The sequence below is a fragment of the Kribbella polygonati genome (assembly GCF_050320105.1).
In the GTDB taxonomy this organism is placed as follows: domain Bacteria; phylum Actinomycetota; class Actinomycetes; order Propionibacteriales; family Kribbellaceae; genus Kribbella.
In genome coordinates, this window is record NZ_CP190129.1 from 3112127 (window position 1) to 3131526 (window position 19400).

Here is a 19400-nt window from a genome sequence, read left to right on the forward strand (position 1 = left end):
CGACAGGCTTGTAATGGGCGTGAGACCGTTATGCGCATGTACAGCACGAAGTCGGTGGGGTTGGGGTTCGCGGTCTTCTCCGCGGTCACGTTCGGCGGGTCGGGGCCGTTCGCCAAGGCCTTGATCGAGGCCGGTTTCACGCCGCAGCAGGCGGCCTGGTTACGGATCCTCGGCGCCGCCGCGGTGCTGGTCCCGCTCGTGCTGGTGTTCCGCGGCCGCGCCGGGCTGCGCGCGGCGCGGGCCTCCTGGAAGGCGCTGGTGCTCTACGGCCTGACCGGGATCGCCGGCTGCCAGACGCTGTTCTTCATCGCCGCGAGCCGGCTGCCGGTGGGCGTGGCGCTGATGCTCGAGTTCTCCGGGCCGGTGCTGGTGGTGCTGTGGCTCAAGTTCGGTGCGAAGGTCGCGGTGCCGCGGTCGGCCACGATCGGCGTGAGCATCGCGGTGGTCGGCCTCGCGGCGGTGGCGGAGATCTGGTCCGGGTCGCGGATCGACGCGATCGGCCTGCTCGCGGGGCTCGGCGCGGCCGCGTGCCAGGCGACGTACTTCATCCTGATCGACCGGCTGACCGGTGCCGCGGACCCGCTGGTGATGACGGCGGCCGGCAGCGTGGTCGGGGCCGTCGTACTGACGTTGATCGCGGCCCCCTGGGGTACGCCGTGGCACGTGCTCGTGGACACGATCGCGATCGGGCACCGGCACGCGCCCGGGTGGGTGATGGCGGCGTGGCTGATCGTGGTCAGCACGGTCGTCGCGTACCTGGCGGGGGCGGCCGCCGTACAGCGGCTGTCGGCACCGATCGCCGGTGCGGTCGCGTACCTCGAGGTGGTCGCGGCCTGCGTCTTCGCGCTGGTGCTGCTCGGCGAGATGCTCCGGACGAACCAGATCATCGGCGGCGCGATCGTGCTGGCCGGTGCGTTCGTGGCCCAGTCGTCGGTCGGGAAGGTCGCGTCCCCGGAGGTCCCCGAGCCTCCCCGTACCGACGTGCCGGCCCCGGTCACCTGAGCGAGTCCACCAGCTCGCGGGGCAACCCGTGGGTCTCGTGCAGGTACTCGTAGTCGGTGTCGTCGAGCGACTTGTGGAACCGCTCGTGGCTCAGCACCTTGCGGCCGCGGTCGAGCAGGTTGCTGAACCGGATCTCCTCGTCGATCAGGATCCGCCGGACCAGCGTCACCGTCTCGCCCTGGTGGAAGTGGTTCTGCGTGTGCTCGAACAGCTCCAGCGGAACGTCGGACAGCGAGCGCGACTCGTCGTCCTGCCAGAGGATCGTCAGCATCCTGCGGATCAGCCGGCGGAGCACGTAGCCGCGGCCGGTGTTCGACGGGTGCACGCCGTCGCCGACGATCACGATGCTGGACCGCAGGTGGTCGATCACGATCCGCCGGGATCGCTCGTCGAGCTTCCAGAGCGTCGGGATGATCCGCATCCACGGTTCGAACAGCGACGTCTCGTACACCGACGACTTGCCCTCGAGCAGCATCGTCAGCCGCTCCAGACCGAGACCGGTGTCGATGTTCTGCTGCGTGAGTTCCTCGAGCGATCCGTCGTCATGCCGGCGGTAGCGCATCATCACGTGGTTCCAGACCTCGACCCAGCGGTCGTCGGTGGTCGGCGTACCCTCGGGCTCTTTGTCGCCGGTCCAGACGAAGATCTCCGAATCCGGGCCACACGGGCCGGTCGGGCCGTTCGACCACCAGTTGTCGTCGGTGGTCAGCTCGATCGGCAGCCCGAGCTCCTGCCAGGTCCGCAGCGACTCCTGGTCGAGCGGCACCTGCTCGTCACCTCCGAAGACGGTCACGTACAGGTTCTTCGGGTCCAGACCGAAGCCCTCGGTGAGCAGTTCGTACCCCCATCTCAGGGTCTGCCTGCTCCCGTAGTCTCCCAGCGACCACGAGCCGAGCATCTCGAACACGGTCAGGTGGGTGGAGTCCCCGACCTCGTCGAGATCCGTCGTTCGCAGGCATCGCTGGACACCGGTGAGTCTGCGCCCCAGCGGATGTGGTTCGCCTTCCAGGTAGGGCGTGAGCGGATGCATGCCCGAGGTCGTGAACAGCACGGGATCGCCGAGCCGCGGGATGAGCGTGGAACCGGTCGTCGGGACGTGGTCACGGTCGCTGAAGAAGTCGATGAAGGTCCGGGTGATGTTCATGGTTCGTGTCCTTTGCGTGGAAGGACCGGAACCAGACCACCGGGCTACGGAAACAACAACACCGGCGAACCGTTTCCGGTCGCCGGTGGAGGTTTCAGATGTTCAGGCCGCGGCAGCCGGAGAGCTTGAAGCTCGTACGGCTGCGGCAAGTCGGAACATCCGGTGCATGTCGGCCAGAGTACACGACACCCGCCGTCAAATGTCCAGCAGTTCCCTCAGCGTGGCCCCCGACCGCCCCCATCCCCACTCCTCCTGCACCCATTTCCGCCCTGCCGCCCCCAACTCTGCACGGTGCTGGGCGTTCGTCAGCAATCCGGCAAGGCGAACACTTACGGCCGCCGGGTTGTACGGGTCCACCAAATACCCCGTCGTACCGTGCAGGACCGTGTCGGGCGCGCCGCCCGAGTCCCCCACCACCACAGGTTTCCCGCAGGCGGACGCCTCCAGCGTGACGATCCCCAGCGCCTCCGGCTCCAGCCCGAACCGGCGCGTCCGGCACGGCAGCGCGAACACGTCGCCGGCATCGACGTACGGCGGGATGTCCTGCCACGGCACCGCCCCGGTGAACACGACCGAGTCGGCGACCGGGGCGGCCAACTCCTCGAGGCGGGCGCGCTCCGGACCGCCGCCGACCAGCAGCAGCTTCGCATCCGGTGCGTCGGCCAGCACCCGCGGCCAGGCCCGGATCAAGGTGTCCTGCCCCTTCCGCCGGATCAGCCGCGACACGCACACCACCACCGGCGCCCCCGCCAGCCCGAGCCCCTGTCGGATCTGCTCCCCGCCGACGCCCGGCTGGAAGCGAACCGAGTCCACGCCCGGCGTCAGCCGCCGTACGACGGCCGTCGACGAGAGCGCGGGCCTGATCTGCTCCTCGCACCAGCCGGACACCGTGGTGACCGTGTCGGCCGCATCGCCGATCCGCCGCAGCGCCCGCCGTGCACCTGGTACGCCGGCCCACCACGTCTCGTGCCCGTGTGTCATCGCAACGATCCGCCACGCCCCGGCCCGCCGCAACGCCGGACCCATCAACCCGAGCGGCGCCGCCGCCCCGAACAGCACCCGGTCCGCGCGGTAGGACCGCATCAGCTCCACGGCCCGCTTGGTGACCCGGGCCGTCGGCAGCAACATCGCCGTACGGTCGCGGACCACCGGGAACGGCAGCCGCGCGTCGTACGCCGCATCACCCGGCTCGCGCGACGTGTACACGACGACGTCCGGGAGTTCGTCGCACAACGAGCGGACGAACGTCTCGATCCCGCCCTGCCGCGGCGGGAAGTCGTTGGTGACGACAAGGACCGTCATCGCTTCGCCGGCGGCGGCACCGTCGCGCCGTTCTGCGCGGCCCACGCACGTCCCATCGCGATCCGCTCGGGCGGCGTCGGGTGCGTCGCGAACATCCAGTACCGCCACTGGCTCGGGTCAAGTCCGGAAATGTTGCGGACCGCCAGATCGCGTTGCATCGCGACGAAGTCCCGCGGGTCGTTCGTCAGCCGCAGCGAGTGGTAGTCGGCGCGCGCCTCGATCTTCCGGCTGACCAGGTTCTGCACCGGACTCGCGAGCGTGGTCGCCGCGACCACCAGCGCGACGAACACCCCGGTCCGGCGCGGATCCGCCATCCGCGCCCCGAGCAGCAGGTACAGCAGGGTGATCCCGAACGCCGTACCGAGCACGCCGATCAGCGTCCCGTGCAGTACGTCGTCCTCGGCCGCGTGCCCGAGCTCGTGCGCGACCACGAGCCGGATCTGCGCGGGCGGCGTGTCCTTCAGCAGCGTGTCGTACACGACCAGCCGACGCGTCGACCCGAAGCCCGAAACGTACGCGTTCAAGGCCGTCGTCCGCTTCGACGCGTCCGCGACCAGCACGTCCTTGACCGGTACGCCGTCCTGCTCCGCGAGCTTCAGGAAATCGTTGCGCAGGGCACCGGCCGGCATCGACGTGAAATGGTTGAACCGCGGCTCCACCAGCACCGGGTAGGCGAACGAGACGCCGAGCACCAGCAGCGCCGCGATGATTGCGCCCGGCAACCACCAGTTCCGCTGCCACCGTTTCGCCAGCGCGATCAGCACGACCGCGATCACCGCGACACCGAGCGAGGTGAGCAGCCAGTTCACGCCGCGGTCCCAGACCCACAACCGCCAGTTCCGCACCGACAGCCCGTACTTCAGGCTGACCCGCTCGGCGAGTACGTCGGTCGGCACCGTGACCAGGTTCGTGATCAGGGCGATCCCGGCGACCGTGACCGGTACGGCGAGGAACCACGGGCGGACGCGCAACGCGTCGTACAGCTTGCGGCCCAGCGGGCTGAAGCCGATCACCAGCGGGACCACGACCGAGATGATCCAGGACGTCGTCGACCATTTCAGGATCTCGTGCCGGAAGGCGTCCTGCCGGGCGATCTGCGCGCCGGTGAAGTCCAGCGCGGCGTCCGGTTTCGGCAGGTCGATCAGGTGCCACGGGGTGGTGACGGCGATCGTGAAGACCAGCGCGAGCGCGAGCAGGCCGCCCGTCGCGCGCGGCGCCCACGCGCCGGCCGGGCGCTTAGGCACCGGCGAGCCTCTTCAGGTACTTCTGCCACTGGACGACGAACTCGGCCTCGGTCATCCCCAGCACCGACTTGAACGCATCCGCCAGGCCGGTCGCATTCCCCGACCGGTCCACCGCGCGGTAGAACGCCACCAGCTGGTCCTGCCCTTCGTGCTCCGCGATCAGCCGGCAGGCCAGCCACGCCGACTCGTACGCCTGCGGCAGGTCGGCCGCCGACGCCGCGAACGCCTCCGTCGTCGGCAGCGTGGCCGGCACCTTCCCGGCCCGGACCGCCTTGAACAACTCCTTCGCCGCCGAGTCGTCCTGCACCGGTACGGCGGTGAACGCGACGTAGTCCGCGAACCCCTCGGCCAGCCACAGCGGGACCGGTGACGCGGTCGCGTTCGACGCCACGTGGGTCGTCTCGTGGGTCAGCACGATCCGGCGGCCCTGCTTGCCGAGCTCCTCGAACAGCTTCGGGTTCGCCACGATCCGCACCGGCGCGTTCGCGGCCGGCTGGTCCAGCTCGGCCATCGTGACGGCGGCGATCTGGGTGTAGGTGTTCGGCTGGGCGCCGAGGATGCCCTCCATCTGGGCCTGTTTCGCGGGCAGGTAGACGATCACCTTCTGCCGCCACTTCTTGCCCCACACCTTCGACACCGACTCGACCGCCTTGTCGGCGACCGACACGTAGCTCTTCGTGTCGGACTCCGACCCGAGGCCGACCACCAGGCTGCGCTTGCCCCTGGACAGCTCGATCGGACCGAGCGCCCAGATCGGCCGCCGCTGCCCGGCCGCGAACCGCTCCGAGAACGAGGCGGCGTACGTCTTCCCGTCGCGGGTCACGAACGTCACCGGGAGCGTCTCGCGGGCCGGCGTCAGGTCGAACCCGGACAGCTGCCAGGACACCTCGACCTGCGCGAGCCACGCCTGCGACCCGCCGAGCTCGAGCTTCCGGTCCGGGGTCAGGCCGGTACTGTCGTCGCTCACGTAGCGCAACTGGAAGCCGCTGATCGGGAGCGTGCTCAGGTTGCCGAACATCATCCGGGCGTCGGCCTGGAAAGCGGTCGACTGCGGGTCGACGGAGTTCAGGAACTCGCCGCGGTTGTCGTTCGTGACCGCGTCGGCCATCTTCTGCAGTACGGCCTGGCCCGCGACCGCGCGCTGGACACCGGCCTGCGCCTGGTCCGCGCTCGGCGTCGTGACCGGCTGGTGGGACCCGCGCGTGTTCGTGCCGGCGGGGGCGTTGGCGACGTACTGCAGACCGGCGTACCCGGCGCCGACGACGAGGCAGGCGGCCACGGCGAGCGCGACCTTCTTCAGGATCGGCGCGTACGGCCCCGGCTGCCCTGGGTGCCGGCTCGGCTGCTCGGGGTCACTGCCGGACGGGACGACCGGCAGCGGAACCGTATCGCCGTGCTCGTCGATCACCTCGGCCCCTCGCTGCTCACCTGCCCCAGTCAGGCGGGACACCCGGCCTCCTCCGACACTACGGCATCAGGAAATGACTCGGCTCCGGGGACGGTATCCCCGGAGCCGCAGAGTATGTCAAAGGTCCCAGGTCAGCCCGGGCGGACCATCGTGTTGATCGGCATCTCGTCCATCGGGGCGATCTCGACGCTCTTGCCCGGCCGCGGGGCGTGCACGATCCGGCCGTTACCGAGGTACAGGGCGACGTGACTGATCGGGGAGTAGTAGAAGATCAGGTCACCGGGCATCAACTCGGACCTGCTGACCTGGCGGCCCTCACCGGCCTGCGCCTTCGAGGAGTGCGACAGCGAAACGCCGGCCTTGCCCCACGCGTACATGGTCAGACCGGAGCAGTCGTACGAGCTCGGGCCGGCCGCGCCCCACACGTACGGGTCGCCGAGCTGGGACAGCGCCGCGTTGATCGCGATCGCGCCGCGGCCGCTGGCCGGGATGTTCGGGATGCTCTTGTCGTTGCTCGTCCGGGTGCTGTCACGGGTCGGGCGCTGCTTCCGCGCGTTCTCCGCTTCCCTCGCGTTCTCTTCCTCGATCCGCTTGCGGTCCGCCGCGCTGAGCTTGTCGAGGACCTTCTGCGCCTTGTCGAGGTTCGCGTTCAGCTGGCTGACGAAGCCGTTCTGCTTGGCCTGGACGGCCTGCAGCGCACCCAGCTCGGTCTGCTCGCTGGCCTGCAGGTCGGTGAGCTTGCCCTGCGCGAGCTGGTAGCGCCGGAGCGCCGAGTTCTGCTGGCCGGCGAACGCCTGGGCGGTCGACGCCTGGCTGAGGAACTGGTCCGGGTTCGTCGACAGCAGCAGCTGCGCGGTCGTCGAGATGCCCGAGGTCTGATAGCCGGCCACCGCGAGGGAGCCGATCTGCCGCTTCACCGCGTCCACCTGGCCCTGCTGCTTGCCGATCGCGGTCTGCAGCGCCTTGACCCGCGCCTGCGAGGCGCTGATCTGGCCGCGCAGCTCGTTCGCCGACTCACCGGCCGTCTCGGCCTGGTGCTGGAGGTCGGCAACCTGCTTCTTCGCGTCCGCCAGCGAGGGCGTGGGGTCGGCGTCCGCCGCTCCCTGGATCAGGATCACGCCCGCAGCGACAGCCGTGCTGGTGATGGCGGCGAGGGCGATTCCCTTGGTGCGGTTGATGCGTCCGATGGACACAGCCCGGTCGGTCCCTTCCTCTGCTCGCGCCGTCCCCGTTGACCAGGCCGGTCGCGGACTTCAGGTCCGCGGATCCGCCGGGTCACTCCCTCGGCTTGCCGCTGCCCGGTCGGCCGGAGCGGCCGACACCCTGAGGCAACGAGAGGTAACAGTAGTGACCGTTTCGTGACCAGTGCAATTCGCCCCTCGGGTTTGATCGAAAATTAACGAAGCGTGTTCGCGGCCAAACGGTCGTTTCGCCTTCCGTCACAGGGCTTCGGCGACCCCAGGCCTCAGCCGGTCTGCTCGCCGGGGCGGGCGTCCGGCTCGATGCTGTCGACCGCGTGCACCAGCCGCAGCGGCGGAACCAGCCCCGAGTCGGCCAGCGCGTCCAGGGCGGCCTTCTCGTCGTCGTCGATGCGCAGGCTGCCGGACCGTTCGGCCGACAACCCCAGCACCACCGTGACGACACAGTCCTGGCATCCCGGGCCCTTCATCACACAAGCGTCGCAGTCGATCAGCACAACATCCTCCAAGTGGGGAAGCACCCGGACTTGCATCCGGCTGAGAAGGACGCTAGAGAACCCCACCGACAGTTTTTCTCCTACGTGCGAGCTATGCGTGCCACCAGGCTGGCCGACGACAGGGCCCGGGCGCCGAGTTTGATGATGCTTTCGGCAACTTCGCGGTCGGTGGAGACGACCACCACCGGGCGGCCCGGCGGCTCCGCGCGGACCAGTTGCCGGATCACCTCGTCGGCGATCACCCCGGCCGGGCTGAACCGGACGCGGACGCCGCGCGGCGGGTTCAGCTGCACCGGCCCGGACAGCTCCGCGCCGTCGAACACCACCGTGACCTCGACGCGACGCTGTGCCACCAACGCCCCCAGCGCGGTCACCAGCCGCTGCCGCTGCGAGTGCAACGGCGAGTTCGGCCAGGCGGTCTTGGTCACGTTGTACCCGTCGATGATCAGATGCACCTGCGGCAACGACAGCAGCTCGTCGAACAACGCCGGATCGTCCTCGGGCGCCGTACGCCCGACCGGGGCCGCGTCGGGCTCGGAGCCGGCCACGGTATCCGCCGGACGGAGCTCTCCCCCGGGCGGCAGCGCCAGCTCACGGCGCAGCCCGCTGGCTGCCTCCAGCAACGTGTCCAGCAGTAGCCGGGTGCGCGTCGTCGCCAGCTCCCGCTCCTGTCCCGCCGTACGCCGGGCCGCGTGCTCGACGGCTTCCAGTTCGGTGATGCGGGCGCGGAGCTTGCGCAGCTCGCGGTCGACCTCGGCGCGGGCCGCGTCGACCCGCTCGTCGGCGGACGCGGCCTCCTTCGTGCGCTGCTCGAGCTCGGTGTGCAGACCGGTGATCCGCTGCCGGGCCTCGTTCAGTTTGCGGCGGAGCGTGACGTTCTCGGCCTTCAGCTCGTTGACCTGTTCACGAAGCCGTTCGCGGACCTGACGGGTCTCGGTGCGGGCTTGGTCGAGCTGGTCGGACAGCCGATGGACGGCTTCGGCGTCGGCGCGCGGGTTCTCCACCGGGACCTGCGCGACCGCTGCCAGATGGTGCTCCCAGTCGTCCGGACGGAGCAGGTACGCGAGCGCGGCCACCTCCACCGGGTCGGCGGCCGGCACCGGTACGCCGTCCGCGACCGCGTCGCCGAGCTCCGGGTGCGCCCGCCGTACCTCGAACGCGGTCAGCTTCCGGAAGTGGTCGTCGGTCTCCAGGATCGGTCCGAGCACCGACGCCGAGAGCTTCGCGCGCTTGGCCGGCGCGAAGCTGGCGAACCGGCGCAGCGGGGCCGGGACGTCGGTCGCGGGGAGCTGGCCGAGGGCGTGCGCGGCGAGGGTCAGGACGCGTTGCCGGACCGGTTCAGGCAGAGTCGTGGCGGCAGAGCTCGCGGCGGTGCCGGCCTCAGTCACCGGTCCGCAGTCCGGCTGGTACGGCGACCGGGAACGGCCGGTGACGCAGACCACAGTGAACGGCCCTCCGGCCCTGATTCACGGTGATCGCCTGTGTACGCATACAGAGAGCCTAGTCGACTCGCAGGCGTGTCACCCGCGGAATTGTCGGTGGCGGCTCCTAGCGTCGTGGCCATGACCAGCCCAGGACGTGCCCAGGCCGCGGATCCGCAGCTGCCGATCCGCGGCGTCCAGCACAGTTTCGACGACCTGGGTACGCCGCTGCGCGACATCACGTTCTGCATCGTCGACCTGGAGACGACCGGCAATCCGCCGGGCGAGGGCGGTATCACCGAGATCGGCGCGGTGAAGGTGCGCTCGGGCGAGGTGCTCGGCGAGTTCCAGACGCTGGTCAACCCGTCCGAGCCGATCCCGCCGTTCATCGCCGTGCTGACCGGCATCTCCGACCTGATGGTTGCCTCGTCGCCGCGGATCGAGTCGGTGCTGCCGGCGTTCCTGGAGTTCGCGCACGGCTGCGTGATGGTCGCGCACAACGCGCCGTTCGACATGGGCTTCCTGAAACACGAGACCCAGGTGCACGGGTACGACTGGCCCGACTTCGCGGTCGTCGACACCGCGCTGCTGGCGCGCCGCGTGATCACCCCGGACGAGGCGCCGAACTGCAAACTCGGCACCCTCGCCAAACTGTTCCGGACCACGACCACGCCGAACCACCGCGCGCTGTCCGACGCCCGCGCCACCGTCGACGTGCTGCACGGGCTGTTCGAGCGGGTCGGGTCGTTGGGCGTGCAAACGTTGGAGGACCTGCAGACGTTCTCGTCCCGGGTCGCGCCCGCGGTCCGGAAGAAGCGGCACCTGGCCGAGTCGTTGCCGCACGCACCGGGCGTGTACCTGTTCACCGACGACCGCGGCGAGGTGCTGTACGTCGGCAAGTCGAAGGACCTCCGCACCCGCGTCCGTTCGTACTTCACCGCCTCCGAGACCCGGAACCGGATCGGCGAGATGGTCGGCATCGCCACCGCGGTCCGCGGGATCGAGTGCGACACGCCGCTGGAGGCCGAGGTCCGCGAGCTCCGGCTGATCGCGGAGCACAAGCCGCGGTACAACCGGAAGTCCAAGTTCCCCGAGCGGCAGCACTGGCTGAAGGTCACGGTCGAGCCGTTTCCACGGCTCTCGCTGGTCAAACAGGTCCGCGACGACGACGCCGGGTATCTCGGCCCGTTCAGCTCGCGGAAGACCGCCGAGCGGGCGATGGCCGCGCTGCACGAGGCGTTCCCGATCCGGCAGTGCACCGCGCGGATGTCCAAGCGGCCGGCTCTGTCGCCGTGCGTGCTGGCCGAGATGGGGCGGTGTGTGGCGCCGTGCGACGGGCGGATCTCGGCGGACTCGTACGGCGAGTTCGTCAGCGGGCTGCGGTCCGCGCTGACTGTGGACCCGACGCCGGTCGTCGACGCGCTGGACCGGCGGATCGACGTACTGTCGGCGGACGAGCGGTTCGAGGACGCCGCCGTGCACCGGGACCGGTTGAGCGCGTTCGTGCGGAGCTCGGCGCGGATGCAGCGGATGGCGTCGGTGACCGGATGCGCGGAGATCTGCGCGGCACGGCGTACCGACGACGGCGGGTGGGAGCTGCACGTGATCCGGCGCGGCCGGCTCGCGGCGGCCGGGTTCAGCCCGCGCGGGACCGATCCGCGGCGGCACCTGGAGATGCTCCGGGCGTCCGCCGAGACCGTGCTGCCCGGGATCGGCCCGCTCGCGACGGCGTCGCCGGAGGAGATCGAGCTGATCCTGCGCTGGCTCGACCTCCCGGGCGTCCGCCTGGTCGAGATGGACGGCACCTGGACCTGCCCGGTCAGCGGCGCCGGGCGGCACCTGACCCGCCTCGACAACGCGCACAGCGACCTCCACCAGCACCCGACCGAACGGCGCCGCCACCTGCGCCCGCTGGGTCCGGCCCGGGTGGGTTAGCCAGGCCCCGCGGCCTCGACCGCACTATGCTTTCGCGGGTCGAGGCGTGAGGACTCAGCGCACGTCAGGGGTAGTAGAGGAGAGGACGGCATGGTCACCGCGATCGTGTTCATCAAGGCCGACGTCGCACGGATCCCGGAGGTCGCCGAGGCGGTGGCCGCCATCGACGGCGTCAGCGAGGTGTACTCCGTGACCGGCGGGCTCGACCTGATCGCGCTCGTCCGGGTCGCGCGCCACGACGACCTGGCCACCGTCATCCCCGAGCACGTGAACCGGGTCTCCGGCGTGCTCAGCACCGAGACACACATCGCGTTCCGCGCGTACTCCAGCCACGACCTCGAAGCAGCCTTCAGCCTGGGCGAGGACGGTGTCTGAGGACCGGTCCGTTCCGGTCCGACTGACACGAGCTGAAGTTACGGTGAGCACATGAACGTCTGGGGTCAGTTCGTCGCCGAGCAGGTCCGCGCGTGCGCGCCGACGGTGCAGCGAGGACGCGGATGAGCAACCCACCCGCCGGCTGGTACCCGGACCCCACCGGCCAACCGAAAACCATCCGCTTCTGGGACGGCGCGAAGTGGACCAACCGCACCGACCACGAGGACCAGGCCGACCGCCTCACCGCCGAGGTCACCGCGGAACACCCCGCCGTACCCGAGCCCACCCAGCCGGACACAACCCCGGCCCCCTCCCGCGCCGCCACGCCGCCGCAGCCCTCCACCACGCCCGACCAACCGGCTTGGTCGAACGACCAGCAGACCTGGAACGCAAACCAACAGCCCAACCCCAACCAGCCGGCCTGGTCCGCGGACCAGCAGTCCTGGGGCGCCAACCAGTTCACGTCGTACGACCAACCGACGGACCCGAACGCCGAACAAACCCAGATCCAGCCACCGGACCAGCACTCCAGCCCGCCCGACCAACCGGCCTGGTCCCCCGATCAACAGTCCTGGAACGCGAACCAGCAGCCCAACCCCAACCAGCCGGCCTGGTCCGCGGATCAGCAGTCCTGGGGTGCTAACCAGTTCACGTCCTACGACCAACCCACGGACCCGAACGCCGAGCAAACCCAGATCCAGCCGCCGGACCAGCACTCCACCGCTGCGGACTCGAACCAGCCCGCCTGGTCCGCCAACCAGCAGCCGTGGAGCGCCGACCAGTTCACGTCGTACGAACAGCCGGACCCCAACGCCGAGCAAACCCAGATCCAGCCATGGTCCGGCCAACACCAGCCCACCAACGACCAATGGTCGACCCAGCAACCAGCATGGTCCGCCGACCAACAGCCATGGTCCGCCGACCAGTTCACCGCGCCCGAACAGCCCGACCCCAACACCGAACAAACCCAAATCCAGCCAGGGCCCGGCCAACAACAACCCACCAACGACCAATGGCCGACCCAGCAACCAGCATGGTCCGCCGACCAACAACCGTGGTCGGCTGACCAGTTCACGTCGTACGAACAGCCGGACGCTGAGCAGACCCAGGTCCAGCCGTGGTCCGGCGACCAGTCCTCCCCCGACGTCGAACAGACCCAGCAGCAGCCGTGGTCCGGCCAGCAGTTCCCGGTCCACGAGCAGTCCCCCCAGCAGCCGTGGTCCGCAAACCAGCAGCCCTGGGGGGCTGACCAGTTCACGTCCTACGAACAACCCGCCCCAGACCAGCACCAGCAGCCCGCCCAGCAACAACAGCCCTGGCCGTCCCAGGAACAGCCAGCGCAGCCGGTGCAGCCGGTGCAGCCGGTGCAGCCGGTGCAGCCGGTGGACGGCGTACAGCCGCAGCAAACCCAGCCGGAGGCTCAGTCGTCTCCCGCGCCGACGGACGACACGGGCGCGCCCAGCGCACGTACGTCGGGCCTGCGATCGGTGGGCGCCGCTGAAGCGTCCCCGCCGGACACCCCGTCCGACGGCGGCTGGTGGCAACCGTCCGCGACCCCGCAACTCTGGTCCACACCACCGTCCGGCAACACCGCCCCCGCAACCGACGGCCCGCACCTCCGCGCCGTCTCCCCCGACGAGTACACCCACGAATCCCCCCAGCCCGCGCGCCCCGACGAGTACGCCCAGCCGCAGGAGTCTTCGTCGTACGCCGACGTCCAGCTCCCCGGCGTACCGACCCCGGACAACGGCCCCTCCCCGGCGGAACGCGCCCGCGCCACCTGGGGCGCCCCCGTACTCGCCCCCGCCCCCGCCGAACACTGGACCCAACGCGACGTAGCCGAGGCCCAAGCCGCCGAGGCCGCCCTCGCCGCCACCGCGGAACCAGAACCGGAACAACCCGCCACCCCCGCCCTCAGACTCGCCCCGACCGCTGCGACCACCGCAGCAGTAGCCGCACAGCAAACGGTCGAAGCACAGGCGGACGCTTCAACGAGCGCAGCGCCTGCTCAACCAGCCGACACACCAACGGTGGATGAGTCGCCGGCCCAGACCGCCGCGGATGAAGAAGCGGCCCGGTTGGCGGCCGACGACTCCGAGGCAGCGACTCCGCAGCCCGACTGGGGCAGCCAGGGCGGCGACGCACAGGCCGACGTGGCGAGCGACGTACCCGCATGGGGTGTCGAGGCCAGCGACGAGGACGACCTGGCGACCCCGGAGAAGGCCGGCCCGCTCTGGACCGTTCCCGAGTCGACCGACCCCACGCCGGACCAGCCCGTCCAGCTCTGGGGCGACCAGAACCCAACCCAGAACCAGCCCGCGCCCGACCCGCAGCCCACCAACCAGAACCAGGGCTGGGACAACCAGCAACCCGCGAACCAGGGCTGGGACAACCAGCAAGCCCCCAACCAGAACTGGAACCAGCAACCCCAGCAGAACCAGAACTGGAGCCCTCAGCAGCCCAACACCGAGCAGCAGCCCCAACAGGTCTGGGGCGTCGGCGACCAGCACGGCGTACAAGAGTCAGGCCCGTGGGGTCAGCAGAACGCCAACCAGCAGCAGAACGGCCCGCAGCAAGCCTGGGGTGGGGACGCGAACGAAGCCTGGGGCGGCAAGGCCGACCTGAGCTCCGGCGTCGGCAAGCGCGACAAGGGCAAGACGAAGAAGTCCAAGAGCCCCGGTGGCGGCGGCCCGTTCGGCGGGAAACTGCCGTTGGTGATCGCCGGCGGCGTCGCGGTGGTACTGCTGATCGTCGCCGCGATCGTCCTGCTCACCAAGCACGACGACACGACCGCGAACCCCGACCCGACCGGTACGCCGACCCAGAGCGCGTCCCCCGGACCGACGGGCGGGACCACGCCCGGCCAGTCGAAGAACCCGAAGCTGCACGAGGGCGACGGCCGGATCGCGTCGACCGCGATCTCGTTCCCGCGCCAGAAGCCGCCGTGGTCGGAACGGATCCGGCTGGTCCAGCAACTCCAGAACTCGTACGGTCAGCGCGTCGTACTGACCGAGAGCGCCGTCGGCTCGGACGACTGGTCCGCGGACATCTTCGTCGGCGGGCTCGGTACCGGCGCCGGGTTCACCGGCGACCCGAAGGCGACCGCGCTGTCGCTGTCCGCGCAGCTGCGCGACGGCGGCCTGTACGGCAACATCCCGGTCACCTTCAAGCCGCTCGCGAACGGCGCCGTGAAGCGCACCGACAAGTCCGGCTGGTTCGTCCAGCAGACCGTGAGCACGACCGCCGCCAAGGTCACCGACCGCGTGCTGACCCTGACGGTCGCCGTGTTCGACCTCGGCGACGGTACGGCGGTCGCGTACATCAGTGAGATCCCGACCAACCGCCCGGATCTGAAAGCGGCCGCAGACGAGGCCTTTAAGGGAATTCAAGTTGGCTGACAACAACAACCAGACCCCGCCTCCCGAGGACGGCCGTGAGCCGTACGCCGGCACCGCGGGCGGCGAGGCACGTCCCGCGGCAGGCGACCCCCTGGCAGGTACGCCGGTAGCACCCCCCGCCCCGGCGCCCCTCCCCAACCAGCCGGCCCCTCAGGACTCCCCGTCCTCGGACGCCCTCTTCGGCCAGTCCCCCGCCCCAGCACCACCGCCCCCACCCCCGGCCCGCCCCCAACACGCAGCGCCACCCCAGCAGCCACGGCCGCAAGCGGACGCGGGCAACCAACAGCCAACCAGCCAGCGCCTCGGCCCACAGCAGCCGAGCGCACCAGCCGGACCGCCTGCCCAGCAAGCAGGCGCCCAACACTCCCGCACACCCCAACCGCCCGGGCCGACCAGCCAGCAGGCAGGCGGCCAGTACGCGGGTGGCCGGCAGGCGGGTTCGCAGCAGCCGGACAGCCGCCCGCAGCCCGGGACACAGGCACCTGGCCAACCGCCGTGGAGCCAACAGCAGAAGCCTGCCGCTCCGCAACCACCGATCGGCCAGCAGCCGTGGGGTGCTCAGCAGCCAGGACCCCAACCGCCACGCCCGCAGCACGCGGCTCCCCCGGCAGGCTCCGGTCAACAGCAACAGCGGTCCCCGCACAACCAGCCTGGCCAACCGCAAAGCGGACAAGCCGGCCAGACACCAGGCGCGCCGCAGAGCGGACAGGCCTGGGGTGCACAGCGGATGCCGCAGCAGGCGAGCCAACAGCCAGGACAGCGGCCGAGCGGCTGGCAGGCGCAGGCAATGGGCTCGCAGGGTGGTCAACACCCCGGGCAGGGGCGTCCGCAGGGTGCAGGCGGTCCGCAGGGTGGGCCGTACGGCGGGCCTGGGCAGGGTGGTGGTGCGCACGGTGGGCAGCAGGTGCCGCCGGCGTTCACGGAGGTGATCGCACGGGCCGCAGGGCCGTATGCGCAGCCGCCCGGAGGGCACGCGGCCGGGCAGGGCACACCCGCTGGAGCCCACAACGCTCCCACCGGCGGGCACAGCGCTCCCGCGGCCGGGCAGGGCACGCCCGCAGGAGCCCACGGCGCTTACGTGGGCGGGCAGACTACGGCCGGCCACGGTGGTCCCACCGACGGGCGGGGTGCTCCCACGGGCGCGCCTGGACGTCCCATCGGCGGGCACGGTGCTGCTGCTGGGGCGCATTCCGGGGTTGGTGGGTGGTTGAGTGGTGGGTCGGCCGGTGGGAACGGGCGGGCTCGGGCTGTTGGGGCCGTCGTGCTGGTGGTGGTCGCGCTCGCGGCTACCGGGCTGAGCGCCGGCTGGATCTGGAACAAGGCCGACGCCCTCACTCCGGTCGCGCTCCCATCCACGGGCAAGCCGCTCGAGACCGTCAACCCGTCGGCCAAGCCGACCAAGACGGAAACGCCGTACGGCAAGGTGATCGGCACCGAGATCGTTGCCGCGAACACCGACACGATGCCGATCATGAGCTCCGCCTGGGGCAACTCGGTCGAGCGGACCGGTCTGTGGGGCGCCGGCGCGATCTGGCTGACCGTGCACAACAACTACGACGGCAAGGGCGCGAGCTGGGGCAACTACACGGCGTTCGGCCAGCTTCCGCCGGAGGTTCCGTACAAGAACACGCCGGCCGGGCTGAAGGCGGCCGCGATCCAGGTGGGTGTCACCGCGATCACCAACCTGTACGACAAGAACGCGCAGCTCATGAAGGGCACCCAGCACAAGGCGATCACGGTCAACGGCCACCCGGGCCACGAGATCGTCGCGAAGGTGGTCGTCAAGGTCCCGAAGCTGGCCGAAACGTACTCGACCGTGATGATCGCGGTGGTCGACCGCGGTGACGGTACGGCGGACGTGTCGGTGGCGGACATCGCCGGCTCCACGCCGGCGTGGCAGAACGTCTGGCGCACCAAGGTCAGCCAGATCAAGATCAACAAGTAAACGCGAAAGGGGGCCGACCCAAGGCCGGCCCCCTTCAAAAGCTCAGCGAACCGAGGCGCAAGCAGCGATCCACCGGTCGAGCACATCCTTCGCGGCACCGGAATCGAGCGCCTCCGCGGCCCGGTCCATCCCGGTCCGGATCCGCTCGGTCACGGTGCCGGCCACCGGCGTGTACGCCGCCAGCGCCGCCCCGGCGTTCAGCAGTACGACGTCCCGCACCGGCCCGGGCTCGCCCTCGACGAGCGCCCGCACGACCTTCGCGTTGTACGTCGCGTCCGCGCCCTTCAACGCGTCCGCCGCCACCGGCTCGATGCCGAGCTCGCGCGGATCGAGCGTGACCGGCCCGTCGACCTCGCCGCCGCCGACGCTCCACACCTGGGACGTCGTCCGCGTGGTCAACTCGTCGAGCCCGTCGTCGCCGTGGAACACCAGCGCGTCGATCCCGCGCCGCGCCAGTACTCCGGCCATCAGCCCGGCCACCCGCCCGTCCGCGACGCCGACGGCCTGTGCCGACGGGTCGCCCGGGTTGGCCAGCGGGCCGAGCAGGTTGAACGTCGTAGGTACGCCGAGCTCGCGGCGCGGTACGGCGGCGTTCCGCAGCGCCGGGTGGAACGCGGCCGCGAAGCAGAACGTGATCCCGGCCCGCTCCCCCACCTCGGCCACCTGCGGCCCGGTGAGGTCGAGCGGGATGCCGAGCTCCTCGAGTACGTCGGCGGCACCGCACGCGGACGAGGCCGCCCGGTTGCCGTGCTTCACGACCTTCGCCCCTGCACCGGCCGCGACGATGGCCGACATCGTGCTGATGTTGACGGTGTGGGCCTGGTCCCCGCCGGTCCCGACCACGTCCAGCGTCCGGCCGGGGACGCTGATCGGGGTGGCGAACTCGCGCATCGTCTGCACGAGTCCCTCGACCTCGGTGACTGTCTCGCCCTTGGACCGCAGCGCGATCACGAACCCGGCCAGCTGGGCCGGCGTCGCGGCCCCGGACAGGATCTGCTCCATCGCCCACGCGGTGGCGGCGGCCTCCAGGTCCTCGTGCCGCAGCAGCGGCCCGATGACCTGGGGCCAGGTGTAGGCACCCATCGGGTCAGGAGGTGATGGCGGGGAGCGCTGCGACCCGCTGCCGGAGCAGGTCGGCGGTGACCTCGGCGAGCTTGAGCGGGTCGATCGGGTGCGACACCGCGCCCTCGGCCCGCGACCAGGTCGCCAGCCACGCGTCCTGCGGGCGGCCGGTCAGCACCAGCACCGGCGGGCACTGGAAGATCTCGTCCTTCAGCTGCCGCGCGATCCCGAGCCCGCCGGCCGGAACGGCTTCGCCGTCCAGGATGGCCAGGTCGATCTTGCCCTTGTCCATGGTCTTGATCACGGCCGGCTCGGTCGCGCACTCGACGTACTCGAGCTCGGGCAGATCGGCCGTCGGCCGCTTGCCGAGGGCCAGCCGGACGGACTCCCGCGTCGTACGGTCGTCGCTGTAGACCAGGACCCTCAGCGGACGCTCTGAACTCATCGATCCATCCCAAGCTTTGTTCTGAAGAAGACTGGACACCCGAATGCTACCGGGGCACCTGTCCGGCCCTGCGAGCCTGTTCCTCCAAGCGGTCCAGACGCCGGTCCTCGCGGCGCGCCTCGCGCTGCGACGCCCGCACCCACTGGACGAAAAGTACGGCGAAGAAGACCACGCCGACGATGTCGCCCGAGCCCCACAGCAGCCCGCCGGCGAGGTACTGGTCGTGCAGCGGCGACGGCGGCCAGGACCGGTCGAAGCTGGTGTACCAGTCCTCGGCGATCAGCTTGTTCGCCGACATGATCGTGATCCCGAGGAACGCGTGGAACGGCAACGTGAGGAACGTCATCAACAGCCGGAACGGGTAGATCACCCGCCCGGGCACCGGGTCCAGGCCGAGCAGCGGCCAGAAGAACAGCGATCCGACAAGAATGAAGTGCAGGTGCAGCAGGTCGTGCAGCACGGTCGACCGCAGCGTCGCGTCGTACCAGCCGCTGAAGTACAGCGCCCAGGGGCTCAGCACGAACAGTGTGAACCCGATCAGCGGGAAGCAGATCACCTTCGCGAACCGCGAGTGCAGCACGGAGAGCAACCACTTCCGCGGCTGCTGCGGCAGCGTCCGGAGCGCCAGCGTGACCGGGGCGCCGAGTGCCAGCGCGAGCGGCGTCAGCATCGACAGGATCATGTGCTGGACCATGTGCACGCTGATCAGCACCGTGTCGTACGTCCCGAGCGCGGACTGGGTGGCGATCACGGCGCTGCCCAGACCGATTCCCACGAACGCGAACGTCCGGCCGCGGGACCACTTGTCGCCCCGTTTCCGCAGCTTGTGCACGCCGTACAGATAGAGCGTCGCGAGCACCACGATCACGCCGAGTAACACGGGTTCGAAGGTCCATGCCGTCAGCAACCGGCCCGCCGTGAGCGGCTCGATCCGGTCGCCCGGCGAGGCGTGAAGGGGAAGCACCGTCCCACAGTAGGAACAGCCGGTTGACGACATGCACGGGGGTGGTCGTAGCGCTGAAC

General features: G+C 70.5%; 15 protein-coding genes. 5 read left to right on the forward strand and 10 right to left on the reverse strand.

Annotation, left to right across the window (positions count from 1 at the left end; genetic code table 11):
- The first annotated feature begins 36 nt into the window (after positions 1 to 36).
- Positions 37 to 1002, forward strand: a complete 966-nt coding sequence (locus ACQHIV_RS14895; RefSeq protein ID WP_427894688.1) for an EamA family transporter — start codon at positions 37 to 39, stop codon at positions 1000 to 1002.
- On the opposite strand, the gene ACQHIV_RS14900 is transcribed toward ACQHIV_RS14895, so the two are convergent.
- The 7 genes from ACQHIV_RS14900 to ACQHIV_RS14930 all read right to left on the reverse strand — a co-directional run bounded on the left by ACQHIV_RS14900 (position 995) and on the right by ACQHIV_RS14930 (position 9184).
- A complete protein-coding gene (locus tag ACQHIV_RS14900) occupies positions 995 to 2146 on the reverse strand; it encodes an alanine--tRNA ligase-related protein (protein ID WP_427894690.1) in 1152 nt (383 codons plus the stop codon). The genes ACQHIV_RS14895 and ACQHIV_RS14900 overlap by 8 nt on opposite strands.
- Before the next feature lie 195 nt (positions 2147 to 2341).
- Positions 2342 to 3448 carry a glycosyltransferase family 4 protein gene (locus tag ACQHIV_RS14905; protein WP_427894692.1) on the reverse strand — a complete coding sequence of 369 codons (1107 nt, stop codon included), beginning with the start codon at positions 3446 to 3448 and terminating at the stop codon, positions 2342 to 2344.
- Complete coding sequence (locus ACQHIV_RS14910) at positions 3445 to 4692, reverse strand: M48 family metallopeptidase (protein WP_427894694.1); 1248 nt, start codon at positions 4690 to 4692, stop codon at positions 3445 to 3447. Before ACQHIV_RS14910 ends, ACQHIV_RS14905 begins: the two co-directional genes overlap by 4 nt.
- Positions 4685 to 6142 carry a hypothetical protein gene (locus ACQHIV_RS14915; protein ID WP_427894696.1) on the reverse strand — a complete coding sequence of 486 codons (1458 nt, stop codon included), beginning with the start codon at positions 6140 to 6142 and terminating at the stop codon, positions 4685 to 4687. The genes ACQHIV_RS14910 and ACQHIV_RS14915 overlap by 8 nt, the downstream gene beginning before the upstream one ends.
- Positions 6143 to 6231: 89 nt before the next feature.
- Entirely contained in the window at positions 6232 to 7293 is a 1062-nt protein-coding gene (locus ACQHIV_RS14920; protein WP_427894698.1) for an NlpC/P60 family protein, read from the reverse strand.
- 272 nt (positions 7294 to 7565) lie between these two features.
- Positions 7566 to 7769 (reverse strand): hypothetical protein, encoded by a 204-nt coding sequence (locus tag ACQHIV_RS14925; protein ID WP_344201294.1) that lies wholly within the window; start codon positions 7767 to 7769, stop codon positions 7566 to 7568.
- A 107-nt stretch (positions 7770 to 7876) separates the two neighbouring features.
- Positions 7877 to 9184: an NYN domain-containing protein gene (locus tag ACQHIV_RS14930; protein WP_427894700.1), complete on the reverse strand. Its 1308-nt coding sequence runs from the start codon at positions 9182 to 9184 to the stop codon at positions 7877 to 7879.
- Between the two features lie 174 nt (positions 9185 to 9358).
- Here ACQHIV_RS14930 and ACQHIV_RS14935 point away from each other — a divergent pair, with 174 nt between their 5' ends.
- From ACQHIV_RS14935 to ACQHIV_RS14950, 4 genes are all read left to right on the forward strand, one after another.
- Positions 9359 to 11152 carry a DEDD exonuclease domain-containing protein gene (locus tag ACQHIV_RS14935; RefSeq protein WP_427894701.1) on the forward strand — a complete coding sequence of 598 codons (1794 nt, stop codon included), beginning with the start codon at positions 9359 to 9361 and terminating at the stop codon, positions 11150 to 11152.
- A gap of 90 nt (positions 11153 to 11242) precedes the next feature.
- Complete coding sequence (locus ACQHIV_RS14940) at positions 11243 to 11527, forward strand: Lrp/AsnC family transcriptional regulator (protein WP_380198338.1); 285 nt, start codon at positions 11243 to 11245, stop codon at positions 11525 to 11527.
- Between the two features lie 122 nt (positions 11528 to 11649).
- Positions 11650 to 14925, forward strand: a complete 3276-nt coding sequence (locus ACQHIV_RS14945; RefSeq protein ID WP_427894704.1) for a hypothetical protein — start codon at positions 11650 to 11652, stop codon at positions 14923 to 14925.
- A gap of 1207 nt (positions 14926 to 16132) precedes the next feature.
- Positions 16133 to 16870: a hypothetical protein gene (locus ACQHIV_RS14950; RefSeq protein WP_427894705.1), complete on the forward strand. Its 738-nt coding sequence runs from the start codon at positions 16133 to 16135 to the stop codon at positions 16868 to 16870.
- A gap of 42 nt (positions 16871 to 16912) precedes the next feature.
- On the opposite strand, the gene trpD is transcribed toward ACQHIV_RS14950, so the two are convergent.
- From trpD to ACQHIV_RS14965, 3 genes are read right to left on the reverse strand one after another with little or no spacing between them, the layout of a single operon-like run.
- The gene (trpD, locus tag ACQHIV_RS14955; protein WP_427894706.1) at positions 16913 to 17953 is read right to left on the reverse strand and encodes an anthranilate phosphoribosyltransferase; all 1041 of its coding nucleotides are present in this window, start codon (positions 17951 to 17953) and stop codon (positions 16913 to 16915) included.
- A 4-nt stretch (positions 17954 to 17957) separates the two neighbouring features.
- Complete coding sequence (locus tag ACQHIV_RS14960) at positions 17958 to 18377, reverse strand: hypothetical protein (RefSeq protein WP_427894708.1); 420 nt, start codon at positions 18375 to 18377, stop codon at positions 17958 to 17960.
- A gap of 46 nt (positions 18378 to 18423) precedes the next feature.
- Positions 18424 to 19341 carry a cytochrome c oxidase assembly protein gene (locus ACQHIV_RS14965; RefSeq protein WP_427894710.1) on the reverse strand — a complete coding sequence of 306 codons (918 nt, stop codon included), beginning with the start codon at positions 19339 to 19341 and terminating at the stop codon, positions 18424 to 18426.
- Positions 19342 to 19400 lie beyond the last annotated feature (59 nt).